The organism is Mycobacterium sp. NGS51, assembly GCF_059812525.1.
Window position 1 is genome coordinate 50,691 of sequence record NZ_JCALCV010000017.1, and the last position, 15,342, is coordinate 66,032.

Genomic DNA, 15,342 nt, shown 5'->3' on the forward strand with positions numbered 1-15,342 from the left:
GAGATGGCGTCACCTCAGGTTAGCGCCGCTCCAGCCAAAGCCGGGGGAGGCATCAAGGTCGATTACTCCACCCGGAATAATCCGGGCCGACTACTTCGGGCGAACAGGAAGCACGCAATGGCCTACCAACCGACCTCGTTGGGCGTCGCGGTGTTGGCGCTGCTGCAGGAGCGCCCGATGCACGGCTACGAGATGTTCCAGACCTTGATCCAGCGGCAGGCGGGCCGCATCGTGAAAATCCGGCCGGGATCGCTGTACCACGTTGTCGACCGGTTGACCGAGGAGAAGTTGATTCGCTGCGCCACCGCCGGGCGCGAGGGCAACCGGCCCGAGCGCGCCATCTATGAGATCACCGACGCCGGCGTGGAGATGCTCGGCGAGCGGGTGCGCCGCATGGTGGCCACTCCGGTCGAGGAGTTCCCGCAATTCGCCGCCGCGCTTGCCGCGATCGATACGCTCGATCCGGAAGCCGCGGCGAACGCCGTCGACGACCGCGTCGGGGCGATGGAGGCCCGGGCCGCCGAAATCATGGCGCTCCGTGACGGTGGTGTCGCACCGGCCAGCGCCCACCAACTGGCGTTCGACTACCTGCTGGCGACAGTGGAAGCCGAAGTTGTCTGGCTGCGAGGGCTTGCCGAGTCGCTGCGTTCCGGTCGGCTGCCGTGGCCGCAGTCGGTCCGAGCTGACACGAGCATGGCAAGCCGAGACGAGGTGGGAATATGACGGCGCCGAGCGGGGCGAGGGTCCGGGCGCGATCCGCCGGCGGTCCGTACCGCGGCGCTGCGACGGCGCCGCGCACGCGCGCGAACACGCCGAACCCCTGGAACGCGCTCTGGGCGATGATGGTGGGCTTCTTCATGATCCTGCTGGACTCGACGATCGTCGCAGTCGCCAATCCCAGCATCATGACAAGGCTGGAAACCGGATACGACACCGTGATCTGGGTGACCAGCGCCTACCTACTGGCCTACGCGGTGCCGCTGCTGGTGGCGGGCCGACTCGGTGACCGCTTCGGCCCGAAGAACCTCTATTTGGCCGGTCTGGCCGTGTTCACCGCTGCCTCGATGCTGTGTGGCCTGTCAGGAAGCATCGGCATGCTGATCGGCGCCCGGGTGGTCCAGGGAATCGGTGCCGCCGTATTGACCCCGCAGACTCTGTCGACGATCACCCGAATCTTCCCCGCCGAGCGTCGCGGGATGGCCATGAGCGTGTGGGGCGCCACCGCCGGCGTCGCCACCCTGGTCGGACCGCTGGCCGGCGGCCTGCTGGTCGACGCGCTGGGCTGGGAGTGGATCTTTTTCGTCAATGTCCCGGTGGGCATCATCGGGCTGGGACTCGGAGTTTGGTTGATTCCGCAGTTGCCCATGCACACTCACCGATTCGATCTGGCCGGTGTCGCGCTGTCCGCGGTGGGCATGTTCCTCATCGTCTTCGCTCTGCAGGAGGGGCAGTCCGCGGGGTGGGCGCCCTGGATTTGGGCGGTGATCGTGGCAGGTATCGGGTTCATGGTGGCGTTCGTGTACTGGCAGTCGGTGAACACCCGCGAACCGCTGATCCCGCTGGACATCTTCCGCGATCGCGACTTCAGCCTGTCCAACCTCGGCGTAGCGGTCATCGGGTTCGCCTCCACGGCGATGGTGTTGCCATTGATGTTCTATGCGCAGGCGGTATGCGGATTGTCTCCCACTCGCTCGGCTCTGCTGACCGCGCCGATGGCGATCACCAGTGGCCTGCTCGCCCCGATCGTCGGCAGGATCGTCGACCGGGCCCATCCGCGGTCGGTTGTCGGCTTCGGCTTCTCGGTATTGGCGATCGCGCTGACCTGGCTCTCGATCGAGATGACACCGTCCACCCCGATTTGGCAGCTGGTGCTGGTGTTCATCGCGATGGGGTTCGGGATGGCGTTCGTGTGGCAACCGCTGGGCGCCACCGCAACACGGAACCTGCCGCCCAGCCTGGCGGGTGCGGGTTCGGGTGTCTACAACGCGACCCGTCAGGTCGGCGCGGTGCTCGGTAGCGCCAGCGTCGCCGCATTCATGACCTCACGGATCACTGCGGAGTTGCCGCCGATGCCGGGCGGTCTGCACCCAGAAGCTGCGGACGGCGGGGCCCTGCAGTTGCCCGAGTTCCTGCGCGATCCGTTCGCGGCCGCGATGTCCCAGTCGATGCTGTTACCCGCCTTCATCGCGCTGTTCGGGGTGGCCGCTGCGATGTTCATGCTCGGCTTCGGCGCTTCGGCCGTTGGCAGCCAACGTAGTTCCCGGCGTAGCGATGCCGACGACGACGTTTCCGGCGATCGTTTGGCTACTCGAACCGGCCGGCTGCGTGCGATGCCGAACGTCTCAGACGATTTCGACGATTACGTGGAGTACCTGGTGCCTCGCGCTCCCCGTGCGCCGCGCCGACCGCCCCGACAGCCGGATGCCGACGACAGCGATACGGAGCCGCTCAGAGCCCCCGCCGGAGAACGCCGATACTCACCCGCCGACTCCGCCGGTCCTATTGGCTTCGCCCACAACGGCTTCCACGTCGACGAGGAGCGCCGCCTGCGGTCGATCGCGCAGTTCTCGCCGCCGGCGAATCACCACCGCGACGTCGCCCGCCACCGATTCGGTGACGATGAACCCCCGCGCAACAAGCATTACCGAACCGATCCCGACCGAACCGATCCCGACCGAACCGATCCCGAAAGGCCGCCGGGATTTGGAAGGCACTCGTTCCGCGACGACTAGCCAGTCGGCGCGCCGGTCGATGTCAGCGCCAGGAACGCACCCAGGTCCACCAGGCCGCCCGGAGTAGTCGGCAGGTAGTCGGTGAGCGTTTCAGACCGCACGATCACCGCCGCGTATTGCGCACGGCTGACTGCTACGTTCAACCGGTTTCGGTTGAGCAGGAATGGAACTCCGCGCGGGATATCCTCGATGGACGACGCCGTCATCGAGATGAAGACCACCGGCGCTTCGGCGCCTTGAAACTTGTCGACGGTTCCGACCTGGACGTCGCCGAGACGCGCGGCGCTCAAGTACTGTCGCAGCAGCACCACTTGGGCGTTGTAGGGCGCCAGCACCAGCACATCGGCGCCGCGCAGCCGACGCGTGCCGTCCTCATCGGTCCACGACGAGCCGAGCAGGCGCGCGATCTCGGCCACGATCGCCTCGGCTTCCTGCGGGCTTTCGATCGAATTGTTGTCATGGCGGACCGCCACCACATGAATTCCGGGCGCATACCCGTCAAGGTGGCGTGCGGCGGTGCGCTCGGCATACGACTCCAGTCGGCCTTCATACGACAGCCTCGAGACCGGCCCGCAGACGGCGGGATGCATGCGGTATGAGCGATCGAGGAAGTATCCGCGCTCGGCCGACAGCGTGCGCTGCCCGTCGACCAGCCAGCCCAACGCGGAGGCGTTGACCGGTTCGGGGTGGGTGCCCTGGCTGACCTGAGGCAGCTGTTGTGGATCACCCAGCAGCAGCAGGTTTTTGGCTGCCGGCGCCACCGCGATGGTGTTCGCCAAACAGAATTGGCCGGCCTCGTCGATCACCAGCAGGTCCAGGCTGGCCGGTGGGACACGATTGCGGTTGGCGAAGTCCCATGCCGTGCCACCGATCAGGCAGCCGGCGGTGTTGTCGATGAATCCGGGATACTGGCTCTCGTGGATGTGCTGCCATTGTGGCTCTTTGTGGCCGTGTCGTTTCTTGGCGACCCGCTGCGGGTCGATTCCCGCTGAGACCGCGCAGTCCAGCAGGTTTTCCACCACGGCGTGTGATTGTGCGACAACGCCGATGCGCCAACCGTGTTCGGCGACGAGCCGGGTGACGACCCGGGCGGCGGTATAGGTCTTGCCGGTTCCGGGTGGTCCATGCACCGCGATGTACGACGCGTCGAGGTCCAGCACCGCGGTGGCGATATCTGCTGCCGTGTCGGTGCTGCGTGGCAGCGCGGCGCCACTGCGGGTTCGCGGCGCGCGGCGCAACAGGATGTCGAAGACGGCGGTGTGGGGAAGTTTGGGTAAAGCGGCGGCGAGGCCGGCGGCCGCCGATTCGATCGAGTCCCGCTGATTGTTTGTCGGGATGGGCTGCCCCGGGGTAAGTGCGAACGGAAGTTGGTGAAACGTATCGTCGTTCTTGTGCGTTCGCTCGAGGATTGTCACTTCGGTGGGGACTGTGGGGTCGTCGACCTCCATAACTTCGGCTTTGCCGGCGGCTCGGCGATCCGGATCTTCGGCCATGCCGGCCGGCGCCGGCGCTTCGTATAGTGCGAACACCGACGATTTGAGTTCCCCGCGTGCCAGTGCGCCGGTCAGTCGTACTCGCCGCTGCGGCTTCTTCGCGCGTGGCGGCGTATGCCAGTCGACCGCCACCGAACCGCCGTCGATGATGAAAACGTCGGAGTCGTCTGCCCATTCGTCGACGGGGTAGTTCAAGCGGTCGAAGTGTGCCCACCAGAAGGGTTTGTCCTCGCGACGGTGGTAGCCGCGGGCTGCGGCCATCAGGGCAACCGCGGTCTGCTCTGGACTGCGGTCGGCGGCGGCGGCATCGCCGGTGAACTCCGCCAGGGCCGTCGTCAGCGGGTCGTATTGTTCTATGTCTTCCCCGTCCGATACCGGTTGGGCGCCAAGCGGTGTGATACCGGATTCGGATGCCCGCCTCAGCAGCCAGTCGCGGAGCGCACGAGTCGCACGGCAGTCGTAGTGGTTGTAGTCCTCGATTTCCTTCAGCACGGTTGCCGCGTCGTCGGCGCGGCCTTCAGCCCGCAGGTCGCAGAATCGGGCGTACTGGGTGATCGAATCGGTGGCCGTGGTGACTTCGCCGGAGCGCAGCTCTCGTCCCATGAACAGCGGCTCCAGCGCCTTGAGGCTGAAAGACTCGGCGCCTACTCGAATACTCTTGCGCACGAGGGGATACAAGTCGACCAGGGTGCCGCTGCGCAGCAGGTCGTCGACGTCGTCCTCGCCGACGCCATACCGTCCGGCCAGGCGCAGCAGTGCGGTCTTCTCGTACGACGCGTAATGGTAGATATGCATGTCGGGGTGTCGCTTGCGGCGGTCAGCCACCATCGCGAGGAAATCCGCCAACGCTTTTCGCTCGTCGACCCGGTCGTGCGCCCACAGCGGGCAGAATGCGCCGCTGGCTTCCAGTACGCCGAACAGATACTCCAGTCCCCATTCACCGCCGTCTGCCGTCCAGAGCGGATCGCCCTCGAAGTCGAAGAACAGGTCGCCGTCGTCGGGCTCGGGCAGCAGCGCCAACGGCTTAGCATCAGCGACTTCGTACTGCGGGATTCCGGTATCACGTTGCTGCACTTGGAGTTTAGCCTGCGCGGTAAGGTTGTCGAGCGTCCGCGTCGCCAAGTCCGGCACCGGTCCGGTGTGATCGGCGAGGTCGGCCAGTGTGCCAATGCCGGCGTCGAGCAGCGTGGCCCGCTGGCTGACGCGCAGGCCGGCGACCAGCAGCAAATCATCGGCGGCGCGGACTTGCTCGGTGCATTCCGGGCAGTGGAAACATGCCCGCACCCGCTCGTCGTCCCAGCGCACCGGCCCGTCGGCGGCGTAGTGCTCGTCGAGTAGCCGCTGCACCGACGCGCGCTGGGCGTGGTAGACGGGGATCAGCTCGTCGACGCGGTAGCGCAGCACAGTGTCATCGCCGAGGATCAACTCGGCTTCCGGCGCCACCGGAACACCCGAGCGGGCCAGCGTGTCGGCATAGGCGGCCAGTTGCAGCAGCGCGGTGACTTTGGCCGAGCGGGCCAGCTTGGTGTCGGCGACGCGGTACCGCTCGCCGTCACGCACCAGGAAGTCGGCGAACCCGACGAAACGCCCGTCGAACATCGCCGCCTGATACACCACCGGCGCGCCGCCGACGATGGCATGTTTGGTGGCCGCGGCCGCGGCGGTCAACCCGGCAGCGGTGTATGCCGGACGGCCGATGACGGCGACCCGGGCGCCGAATTGGCTCCGAAACCGCTCGAGCCGGCGTCGTTCGTGCGCGTCGCCGAGGCGGGCGGTGCGGGCCAGCATTTCGTCCTCGACGGCCAGTTTGGGTCCGCGGCCGAGCTTTGCGTCGAAGTTGCGCAGCAGCGCGTATTCGCATCGGGACGCTGCTGCGAGGTCCGACGCGCTGTAGATGACATCCCCGCCGGTCACGAACACAGCAGCAACTGTAGGTGAGGCCACCGACAGAATCGGGCCGTCAACTCGGCCCGAGGGTGCGCAGACCCGGGAAATTCAACGGCGTGTCGACCGGCGACACGCACACTCGCGGCAGAGTGGCCGGCTCAGCCGGGGGTGTTGCCGATCAACTCCACCCCATTGCCGTTCCAGCGGAACTTCACCACGCTGGCCAAGCCGTTGATGCCGCTGGAGTATGTCAGCGCCACGGTGTCGCCGGTGCTTTGCGCCGTGTCCAAGCCGTTGAACCCGAACGTATCGGGCACCCCCTGCGGGATGTATTTGCCGAGATGGAACATCACCGCTCTGGTATTGGGATTGGTGGCGTTCGTATTGGCCTTGACGATCACCGCGGACAGTTGAGCGCACTCGTTGTAGTTGCCCGCCAGCGGCTCGGGGTTCCAGGGCTGCTGGCTGCGCGGATCGCGGGGCAACTCCGAAACCGCCCGGGCGATCGCGGGATCGGCGAGATCGATCGCGCACGGGTCGGCCGGCCCGGCGGAGGTGCTGGTCGGGGCAGTTTGGACCGGGCCGCCGGGCTTGCCGGCGGGCGCACTTGCAGGGGGCGTCGACGCCTGTGGCGTCTTGGACACCGTCGAGTCGCCCGGACTGCAACCGGCCAGCGCCGCGGCCAAGAGCACGACCACGACGCGTCCGGCATGCCTGCACACAACGCTGCACCGTACCGCCACGAGACATGCGGGCGTGGCAGGCGCGGCTGAGAACGATCTCGTCGCGTCGCGACCACTAGACTGCAGGTCCGATGACCTCCCCAGATACCGCGACTACGACGTTTGCCGACCTGCAGATTCACCCCTCGGTGCTGCAGGCCGTCGTCGACGTCGGCTACGAGTCGCCCTCGGCGATCCAGGCAGCGACGATCCCGGCGCTGCTGGCGGGGTCCGACGTCGTGGGCCTGGCACAGACCGGTACCGGCAAGACGGCCGCCTTCGCGATCCCGATCCTGTCCAAGATCGACACCGGCAGCAAAGCGACCCAGGCGCTGGTGCTGGCCCCGACCCGCGAACTGGCGCTGCAAGTGGCGGAGGCCTTCAGCCGCTACGGCGCGCATCTGCCGAGGATCAATGTGCTGCCGATTTACGGCGGGTCGTCCTATGCCGTGCAGTTGGCCGGGCTCAAACGCGGCGCACAGGTCGTCGTCGGCACTCCCGGCCGAGTCATCGACCACCTCGAACGGGGAACGCTGGATCTGTCCCGGGTCGACTACCTGGTGCTCGACGAGGCCGACGAGATGCTCACCATGGGGTTTGCCGAAGACGTCGAGCGCATCTTGTCGGATACCCCGGAATACAAGCAGGTCGCCTTATTCTCGGCGACGATGCCGCCGGCGATCCGCAAACTGACGGCCAAATACCTGCATGAGCCGCTCGAGGTTACCGTTGAAACGAAAACCGCGACGGCAGAGAATATTTCGCAGCGTTACATCCAGGTCGCCGGTCCGCGTAAGATGAACGCGCTGACCCGAGTCCTCGAGGTGGAGCCGTTCGAGGCGATGATCGTCTTCGTCCGTACCAAGCAGGCCACCGAAGAAGTCGCCGAAAAGCTCCGTGCCCGAGGGTTTTCCGCCGCCGCCATCAACGGCGACATTCCGCAGGCCCAGCGCGAGCGGACCATCGCCGCGCTGCGGGACGGCGGCCTGGACATTCTGGTCGCCACCGATGTGGCCGCCCGTGGACTGGACGTGGAGCGCATCTCGCATGTGCTCAACTACGACATCCCGCATGACACCGAGTCGTACGTGCACCGGATCGGGCGTACCGGCAGGGCCGGGCGGTCGGGCGCCGCGCTGCTGTTCGTCTCCCCGCGAGAACGCCACCTGCTCAAGGCCATCGAGAAGGCGACCAGGCAAAAGCTCGCCGAAGCCGAACTACCCACCGTCGAGGACGTCAACGCCCAGCGGGTGGCGAAGTTCGCCGACTCGATCACCGACACGCTTGGCTCGCCGGGAATCGAGCTGTTCCGCAGCCTGATCGAGGATTACGAACGCGAACATGACGTCCCGATGGCAGACATCGCAGCGGCGCTGGCGCTGCAGTCACGCGACGGCGACGCGTTCCTGATGGCTCCCGAACCACCGCCCGAGCGGCGCGCTAAAGAACATCGCGACCGGCCGGCCAAATCCAAACGGGGCCAAGGGCCGAAGGAGGGATTCGCCACCTACCGCATCGCAGTGGGCAAGCGGCACAAGGTCGGTCCTGGCGCCATCGTGGGCGCTATCGCCAACGAGGGCGGTTTGCACCGTAGCGATTTCGGCCACATCACCATCGGGCCGGACTTCTCACTAGTGGAACTTCCCGCGAAGTTACCTCGTGCAGCGCTTAAAGCCCTTGAACGCACCCGTATTTCGGGAGTGCTCATCAATCTTCGACCCGACCACCGCCATAGTGGACCCAGCACCGGCAAAACACGCCGGAAAAAGACCGGATGACCGTCTCAGAACCCACCACCGCCCAGGGCGGGCTGGAACAGACTTCCGGGCCGGACCGGGTCGCGTCCCTCACCGGCATCCGCGCGGTCGCCGCACTGCTGGTGGTCGGCACCCACGCCGCCTACACCACCGGAAAGTACGTCCAGGGCTATTTCGGTTTGGTCGGATCGCGAATGGAGATCGGTGTGCCGATCTTCTTCGTGCTGTCCGGATTCCTGCTGTTTCGTCCCTGGGTGCAGTCGGTCGCCACCGGCGCGCCCGCACCGTCGGTCAGTCGTTATGCGTGGCATCGGGTTCGGCGCATCATGCCCGCCTATATCGTCGCGGTGCTGGCCGCCTACCTGGTCTATCAGTTCCGGACCGCCGGTCCGAACCCCGGGCACACTTGGCTTGGGCTGTTTCGCAACCTCACCCTGACGCAGATCTACACGGGCAACTACCTGATGTCGTATCTGCATCAAGGACTCACCCAAATGTGGAGCCTGGCAGTGGAAGTCGCCTTCTATGCCGTCCTTCCGCTGCTGGCCTACCTGCTGTTGGTGGTGCTGTGCAAACGCCAATGGCAGCCGGTGCGATTGCTGGTCGCACTTGGGGTACTGGCGTTGATCACTCCGGCGTGGTTGGCCTTCGTGCATGTCGCCACCTCGGTGCCCAACGGGGCACGAGTGTGGCTGCCCGGCTACCTGGCCTGGTTCATCGGCGGCATGATGCTGGCGGTGCTGCAGGCGATGGGCGCGCGCTGCTACGCCGTCGTCGCGATACCACTGGCGGTGATCAGCTACTTCATCGTCTCCACGCCGATCGCCGGCGCACCGACCACATCACCGCAGGGGTTGGTCGAGGCGTTGGTCAAGTCCGGGTTTTATGCGGCCATCGCCACCCTGGCGGTCGCGCCGCTGGCGCTGGGTGACCGCGGTTGGTACAGCTCGCTGTTGGCGAGCCGTCCGATGGTGTGGCTGGGCGAGATCTCCTACGAGATTTTCCTGATCCATCTGGTGACGATGGAGATCGCGATGGTTGAGATCGTGCGCTATCGGATCTACACCGGGTCGGCGGTGAACCTGTTCGTGGCGACGCTGGTGATCACCACTCCGCTGGCGTGGCTGTTGCATCGGCTTACCCGGGTGCGGCGCTGACCGCTCCATAATAGGATAGGCTCGCCTAAGTCACACGGAAGGGACGTTAAGGCGAATGGCCGATCAGAAGGGGTCCCGTGGTTTCGCGGGCGCGGTGCTGAAGTTGATGGGCGCCGGTGATTATCGGCTGACCGTGACCGGTAAGCGCGAGATCAGCCCGCATTACCTGCGCCTGAGCTTCGACGCCGGCGGGATGCTCGCCGACCACTCCGTGCATCCGACGATGTGGATCCGGATGTGGTTCGCCAACCGCGGCAAAGCCCACCAGCGCGGTTATACGCTGGTCAACCCCGACCCGGCCGCCGATACGGTGGATATCGAGTTCGCACTGCACGGCGGGATAGCGTCGCAGTGGGCGCGGAATGCGCAGCCCGGTGACACCATCGAGGCGACCGTGATGGGCAGTAAGTTCGCCATTCCGGAGCCGCCGCCGGCGGGGTACGTCATCGTCGGAGACGCCGCTTCATTGCCGGCGATCAACTCACTGCTCGGGGCGATCGGGGACGCTCCGGCGCAGGTGTTCCTCGAGGCGGGATACGACGAGGACAAGGACCTACCGGTGGCACGTGGTGCCGACGTCAACTGGGTGGACCGCAAGAATGCGGGCGAGGCGTTGGTGCAAACGGTGCGGTCGGCGGCCTTCGACGCCAGCGAGCACTTCGGTTGGGTCGCCTGCGACTCTCGCACCACCCGGTCGGTCGCCAAGGTGCTCCGTGAAGACTTCGGGATCCCGCGCAAATCGATTGCGTCGCGGGCTTATTGGATGGTGGGACGCTCGATGGAATGAGCCGCCGGCGTCACGATCGGGACCACGAACTCCTCGATCATCGCCTGCTCGTCAACGTCGTCGCGGCCCGGAAAGATCAGCAGCGACGTGATCACCCGAACCAGCCAGCGCGCACGGCGTTCGGTTGCCGCTGAAGCGTCGGCGCCCAACGAGGTGACGAACGCAGCAGCCAGGCCGGTGATCACGTCGGACCGCTCGGCCATCTCGCCACCGAGTGGCGGCTGGGTAGCCGCGAACCAGGCGGCGAGCGCAGGACTCTCGCGAACCAGGCGCAATGTGGTGGTGATGCCGGCGACCAGTCGTTCGCGTGGGTCGTCGACGCCGCCGATGTGCGATTTGATCGCGTGGTGGAGCCGATAGGTCTCACGGTGTACGTAGGCCGACCGCAGCACCTCGCGGTTCTCGAAGTAGCGGTATAGGGTCGCGCGGGAACACCCTGCGGCCTTGGCGATTTCGTTCATGCCGACCGACGCGGGATCTTGGCGCGTGAAAAGTTCCTCGGCGGCGTCGAGGATCTTGTCGGCAGCCACTTCGCTGCGACGGGCCGCCAGCCAGTCGTTGCCCGCCATCACGACCTGACCCGGAACGGCACCGACAGCGGGCGCCGCACATAACTCCCTCCGGACCACACGATGCCGGACTCGTCGACATCGAAATCCGGGCAGCGGGCCAGCAATTCGGTCAATGCCACCCTCGACTGCATGCGGGCGGCCGCGGCGCCCAGGCAGTGGTGGGCGCCGTGACTGAACGTCAAGATGTTGCGTGGACACCGGCGCACATCGAGTTCACCGGCGTCCGGCCCGTACTGGCGCTCGTCGCGGTTGCCCGATCCGTAGAGCAACAGGACCCTACGGCCGGCCGGCACCGTGGTGTCGCCGATCGTCACGTCGCGGGTCGTGGTGCGGGCCAAGCCTTGCACCGGCGAGGTCAGCCGCAGCAGTTCGTCCACCGCATCCGGAATCAGCTCGGGATTGTCGACGAGCAGCCGACGCTGGTCGGGGCGCTGATGCAGCAATTGGGTTGATCCGCCGAGCATTCCGGTGGTGGTGTCGTTACCGCCGGTGACCATCGTGAAGGTGAACGCCAGCACCGACAGCGTCCCGGCGATGTCGCCGTCGGCCCCGACGCCGGCGGCAACCAGATGCGAAACCGTGTCGTCCTCGGGTTCGGTCCGGCGTCGTTCGATCAGCCCGGAGAAGTAAGCCATCATCGACCCGACCGCGTCACCAGCGCTGACCACCCCACCGTCGGAGGTGGTGGCCGCGACGATGGCCTGACTCCAACCGTCGAACTGGGTCCGGTCCTCTTCGGGAACGCCCAAGTAATGAGCGACCACCATCGACGGCAACGGTTTGAACAACTCGGCGACGATGTCGCCACCGCCGTCGGCGCGCAACCGCTCGATGCGCTGCACGACGAATTCGCGCACCTTGGGCTCCACCGCTTCGACCTGGCGCGGAGTGAAGCCGCGCGACACCAGCTTGCGAAATTCGGTGTGCACCGGGGGATCCTGCATCACCATCGGTGGGTTGTCCTGCAGCCCAATGAGTTCCAGTTCGCCGTAGTTGACGGTGAGGCCCTGGGCTGATGAGAACGTCTCGTGGTCGCGCGCGGCTGCCCAGATATCGGCGTGGCGGGACAGTACGTAGTAGTCGTCGTCGGGTCTGGTGTCCGGAACGACGTGGTGCACAGGATCGTTATCGCGCAGTGCTTGGTACATCGGCCAGGGGTTCGGCCAGGTCTCGGCGGTGGCTAGTTCGAACCGTGGCTGATGAGACACTATAGCTGTCATGTCTCATTGGTACGACAATGGGCAGTATGTGTCAACCCCGGGCGGGGATCAGCACGCCGGGATTCAGGATTCCGGCTGGGTCCAGCGCGGCTTTGGCCGCGGCGAGTGCGGCCGCGAACGGATCGGGGCGCTGCCGGTCATACCAGGGCCGGTGGTCGCGGCCGACGGCGTGGTGGTGGGTGATGGTGCCGCCGTTGTCGAGGATGGCTTGCGAGATGGCGGCCTTGATGTCGTCCCACTGTGTGACGGTGCTGCCCCAGCGGCCGGCGGCATAAATGCCGTAATAGGGCGCGGGCCCGTCGGGGTAGACGTGGGTGAACCGGCAGGTCACCAGCCCGGCGCCGGCGACATCGGCGATGGCGGCATGCGCGGCCGCGGTGACGGCCTGGTGCAACGACTCGAAACGGTCCCAGGTGCATGCGGTCTCGAATGTTTCCACGATCATCGAGCGGCGGGCCAGCGCGTCGCGCTGGTAGGGCATCCGCAGGAAGGCTGAGCGCCACGTCGACGCCGAGTCGTCGGGATCGCGGTCGGCGTCTTTGCTTCGCCGGGCGGTGACGGTGCCGCCGTGGTCGGCGGCGAGCTGCACCGCGCGGTCCAGCCAGACGTCCACCGGATGATCCGCGGATTCGAACGCGACCAGTAACAGACCCCCGCCGACGGTGACGCCGGCATTGATGAAGGCCTCGGCGGGGTCGAGCAACCGGAAGTTCGACGGGTAGAGCCCGGCTTGGGCGATCGACCGGGTGGCTGCGACCGCGTGCTCGTACTGCTCGAACGTGATCGACGCGGTGACTTGCCAGCGGGGCCGGTGCTGGAGGCGCATCGAGGCTTCGGTGATGACGCCGAGGATCCCTTCGGAGCCGAGGAACATCCGGTCCGGCGAGGGGCCGGCGCCCGAGCCGGGCAGTCGCCGTGATTCGACGACGCCGGACGGGGTGATGATCCGCATCGACTCGGTGAGGTCGTCGATGTGGGTGTAGAGCGTGGCGAAGTGTCCGCCTGCGCGGGTGGCCAACCAGCCGCCCAGGGTGGAGTAGGCGAACGACTGCGGGTAGTGCCGCAACGTCAGCGCGTGCGGGCGAAGCGCGTTCTCCAGGGCGGGCCCGTAGCTGCCGGCTTGGATCCGCGCGGTGCGACTGACCGGGTCGACGTCCACGACGCGATCGAGGTGACCGAGATCGAGTGAGACTGCCGGACCGTCGAACCGAGGCTCGACGCCGCCGACCACCGAACTGCCGCCGCCATAAGGGATCACGGGTGTGGCGGTGGCCGAGTACCAGTCCAGCAGGTCGATCACGTCTTGCTCGGTGCGGGGCCGGACGACAAGGTCCGGTACATGATCGAGCTGCCCGAGCAGATTGCGCACGACGTCTCGAAACGCCTTGCCGCGGGCATGGGAGAGTCGGTCGACGGGGTCGTCGCTGCAGAGCTGTGCCAGTGCGGCCGGCGGACGGACCCGGGCCGCGGCGACACCGAGCGTCGCCGGGTCGGGCGGGGGATGATCGGTGAAGTCATGGCCGGGCAACATCGCCGCGGTCCGGGCAACCAGGTCGGCGGACTCGGTCTGCGACAACTCGTCGGCGACGGCGCCCCAGCCCCACCAGGACCGCGCCGGCGCCGTCATACCCCGGCGCCGGGGTTCAAAATGCCTTGCGGATCCAGTGCGTCTTTGATGCGGCGGTTCAGCGCCATCGCGTCCGGGCCGAGATAGTCGGCCAGCCAGGGCCGCTTCAACCGGCCGACACCGTGTTCACCGGTGATCGTGCCGCCCAGTCGGGTGGCCAGGTCCATGATTTCCCCGTAGGCCAACTGCGCCCGCTCGGTCATCGCCGGGTCGGCGGGGTCGTAGACGATCAGCGGATGGGTGTTGCCGTCGCCGGCGTGCGCGATCACTGAGATCATCAGCTCGCGCTCGGCGGCGATCCGGGCTATCCCGCCGACCAGGTCGGCCAGCGCGGGCAGCGGGACACCGACGTCTTCGAGCAGCAGTGGGCCTTTGGCCTCTACTGCCGGAATCGCAAATCGGCGGGCAGCGACGAACGCCTCGCCCTCTTCCGGGTCGTCAGTGGAAAACACTTCGGAGGCACCGTGTTCGGTGAACACGCCGGCCATGAACTCGGCGTCCTGAGCGCCCGCCCGGCCGCGCTCGTCGGAGCCGGCCAGCAGCATCGCGGCGGCACCGCGGTCCAGCCCCATCCGCAGCTTGTCCTCCACCGCGTTGATCGCGACAGAGTCCATGAACTCCAGCATCGCGGGGCGGATTCGCCCACTCACCGCCAGCACTGCCTCGGCAGCGGCCTCCACCGACGCGAAATTGGCCACCACCACACACGACGGCTGCTGCGGCGGAACCAGCCGCAACGTCACCTCGGTGATCACTCCCAGGGTGCCCTCGCTGCCGACGAACAGCTTGGTCAGCGAAAGCCCGGCGACGTCCTTGAGCCGCGGGCCGCCCAGTCGCACCGCGGTGCCGTCGGCCAGTACCACCTGCACGCCGAGCACATAGTCGGTGGTGACGCCGTATTTCACGCAGCACAGCCCGCCGGCGTTGGTCGCGATATTGCCGCCGATGCTGCAGATTTCGTAGGACGACGGGTCGGGCGGATACCACAGTCCGTACTCGGCGACGGTCTTCTTCACCTCGGCATTGAGCAAACCGGGCTGGCACACCGCGGTCCGGGTGATCGGGTCGACGACGATGTCGCGCATCTTCTCCGTCGACAACACGATCCCGTCGTCGACGGCGGTGGCCCCGCCCGACAAGCCGGTGCCGGCGCCGCGGGTCACCACCGGAACCCGGTGCTCGCTGGCCCAGCGCATGACGATCTGCACCTCTTCGGTACGGCGCGGCCGCACCACCGCCAGCGGTTTACCCGCCGACGGGTCGAACGCGCGGTCTTGCCGATAGCCCTCGGTAACGGCCGGATCGGTGACCACCATCCCGTCCGGCAACTCGGCGATCAGGCCCGCCAGCACTTCCGCACCCACGCAGGCGATCCTACGGACCGCGAC

At 66.8% G+C, this 15,342-nt stretch carries 11 protein-coding genes; 5 read left to right on the forward strand and 6 right to left on the reverse strand.

Translation table 11 applies throughout. The annotated features are described in order from the left end of the window. Positions 1-117 precede the first annotated feature (117 nt). Positions 118-723 carry a PadR family transcriptional regulator gene (locus AC5Y5W_RS19485; protein ID WP_500012075.1) on the forward strand — a complete coding sequence of 202 codons (606 nt, stop codon included), beginning with the start codon at positions 118-120 and terminating at the stop codon, positions 721-723. Then, positions 720-2,732 (forward strand): MFS transporter, encoded by a 2,013-nt coding sequence (locus AC5Y5W_RS19490; protein WP_500012077.1) that lies wholly within the window; start codon positions 720-722, stop codon positions 2,730-2,732. Before AC5Y5W_RS19485 ends, AC5Y5W_RS19490 begins: the two co-directional genes overlap by 4 nt. On the opposite strand, the gene AC5Y5W_RS19495 is transcribed toward AC5Y5W_RS19490, so the two are convergent. Next, complete coding sequence (locus AC5Y5W_RS19495) at positions 2,729-6,145, reverse strand: TM0106 family RecB-like putative nuclease (RefSeq protein ID WP_500012078.1); 3,417 nt, start codon at positions 6,143-6,145, stop codon at positions 2,729-2,731. The genes AC5Y5W_RS19490 and AC5Y5W_RS19495 overlap by 4 nt on opposite strands. 125 nt (positions 6,146-6,270) lie before the next feature. Beyond that, entirely contained in the window at positions 6,271-6,834 is a 564-nt protein-coding gene (locus AC5Y5W_RS19500) for an LppP/LprE family lipoprotein (protein ID WP_500012080.1), read from the reverse strand. Between the two features lie 92 nt (positions 6,835-6,926). Here AC5Y5W_RS19500 and AC5Y5W_RS19505 point away from each other — a divergent pair, with 92 nt between their 5' ends. From AC5Y5W_RS19505 to AC5Y5W_RS19515, 3 genes are read left to right on the forward strand one after another with little or no spacing between them, the layout of a single operon-like run. Then, positions 6,927-8,612 (forward strand): DEAD/DEAH box helicase, encoded by a 1,686-nt coding sequence (locus AC5Y5W_RS19505; RefSeq protein ID WP_500012082.1) that lies wholly within the window; start codon positions 6,927-6,929, stop codon positions 8,610-8,612. After that, positions 8,609-9,748 carry an acyltransferase family protein gene (locus AC5Y5W_RS19510; RefSeq protein WP_500012084.1) on the forward strand — a complete coding sequence of 380 codons (1,140 nt, stop codon included), beginning with the start codon at positions 8,609-8,611 and terminating at the stop codon, positions 9,746-9,748. The genes AC5Y5W_RS19505 and AC5Y5W_RS19510 overlap by 4 nt, the downstream gene beginning before the upstream one ends. Positions 9,749-9,803: 55 nt before the next feature. Then, positions 9,804-10,535: a siderophore-interacting protein gene (locus AC5Y5W_RS19515; protein ID WP_500012086.1), complete on the forward strand. Its 732-nt coding sequence runs from the start codon at positions 9,804-9,806 to the stop codon at positions 10,533-10,535. On the opposite strand, the gene AC5Y5W_RS19520 is transcribed toward AC5Y5W_RS19515, so the two are convergent. From AC5Y5W_RS19520 to AC5Y5W_RS19535, 4 genes are read right to left on the reverse strand one after another with little or no spacing between them, the layout of a single operon-like run. Beyond that, positions 10,505-11,104, reverse strand: a complete 600-nt coding sequence (locus tag AC5Y5W_RS19520; protein ID WP_500012088.1) for a TetR/AcrR family transcriptional regulator — start codon at positions 11,102-11,104, stop codon at positions 10,505-10,507. The two genes, AC5Y5W_RS19515 and AC5Y5W_RS19520, sit on opposite strands and share 31 nt — an antisense overlap. Beyond that, positions 11,104-12,327, reverse strand: a complete 1,224-nt coding sequence (locus AC5Y5W_RS19525) for a cytochrome P450 (RefSeq protein ID WP_500012090.1) — start codon at positions 12,325-12,327, stop codon at positions 11,104-11,106. The genes AC5Y5W_RS19520 and AC5Y5W_RS19525 overlap by 1 nt, the downstream gene beginning before the upstream one ends. Positions 12,328-12,358: 31 nt before the next feature. After that, positions 12,359-13,954 carry an FAD-binding oxidoreductase gene (locus AC5Y5W_RS19530; RefSeq protein ID WP_500012092.1) on the reverse strand — a complete coding sequence of 532 codons (1,596 nt, stop codon included), beginning with the start codon at positions 13,952-13,954 and terminating at the stop codon, positions 12,359-12,361. Next, positions 13,951-15,318 carry an FAD-binding oxidoreductase gene (locus tag AC5Y5W_RS19535; RefSeq protein ID WP_500012094.1) on the reverse strand — a complete coding sequence of 456 codons (1,368 nt, stop codon included), beginning with the start codon at positions 15,316-15,318 and terminating at the stop codon, positions 13,951-13,953. Before AC5Y5W_RS19535 ends, AC5Y5W_RS19530 begins: the two co-directional genes overlap by 4 nt. Positions 15,319-15,342: the final 24 nt, after the last annotated feature.

Excerpts from the sequence above, each read along its gene's own strand:
- AC5Y5W_RS19485 (WP_500012075.1), top strand. The coding sequence starts at position 118 with ATGGCCTACCAACCGACCTCGTTGGGCGTCGCGGTGTTGGCGCTGCTG.
- AC5Y5W_RS19490 (WP_500012077.1), top strand. The coding sequence starts at position 720 with ATGACGGCGCCGAGCGGGGCGAGGGTCCGGGCGCGATCCGCCGGCGGT.
- AC5Y5W_RS19505 (WP_500012082.1), top strand. The coding sequence starts at position 6,927 with ATGACCTCCCCAGATACCGCGACTACGACGTTTGCCGACCTGCAGATT.
- AC5Y5W_RS19510 (WP_500012084.1), top strand. The coding sequence starts at position 8,609 with ATGACCGTCTCAGAACCCACCACCGCCCAGGGCGGGCTGGAACAGACT.
- AC5Y5W_RS19515 (WP_500012086.1), top strand. The coding sequence starts at position 9,804 with ATGGCCGATCAGAAGGGGTCCCGTGGTTTCGCGGGCGCGGTGCTGAAG.
- AC5Y5W_RS19520 (WP_500012088.1), bottom strand. The coding sequence starts at position 11,104 with ATGGCGGGCAACGACTGGCTGGCGGCCCGTCGCAGCGAAGTGGCTGCC.
- AC5Y5W_RS19525 (WP_500012090.1), bottom strand. The coding sequence starts at position 12,327 with ATGACAGCTATAGTGTCTCATCAGCCACGGTTCGAACTAGCCACCGCC.
- AC5Y5W_RS19530 (WP_500012092.1), bottom strand. The coding sequence starts at position 13,954 with ATGACGGCGCCGGCGCGGTCCTGGTGGGGCTGGGGCGCCGTCGCCGAC.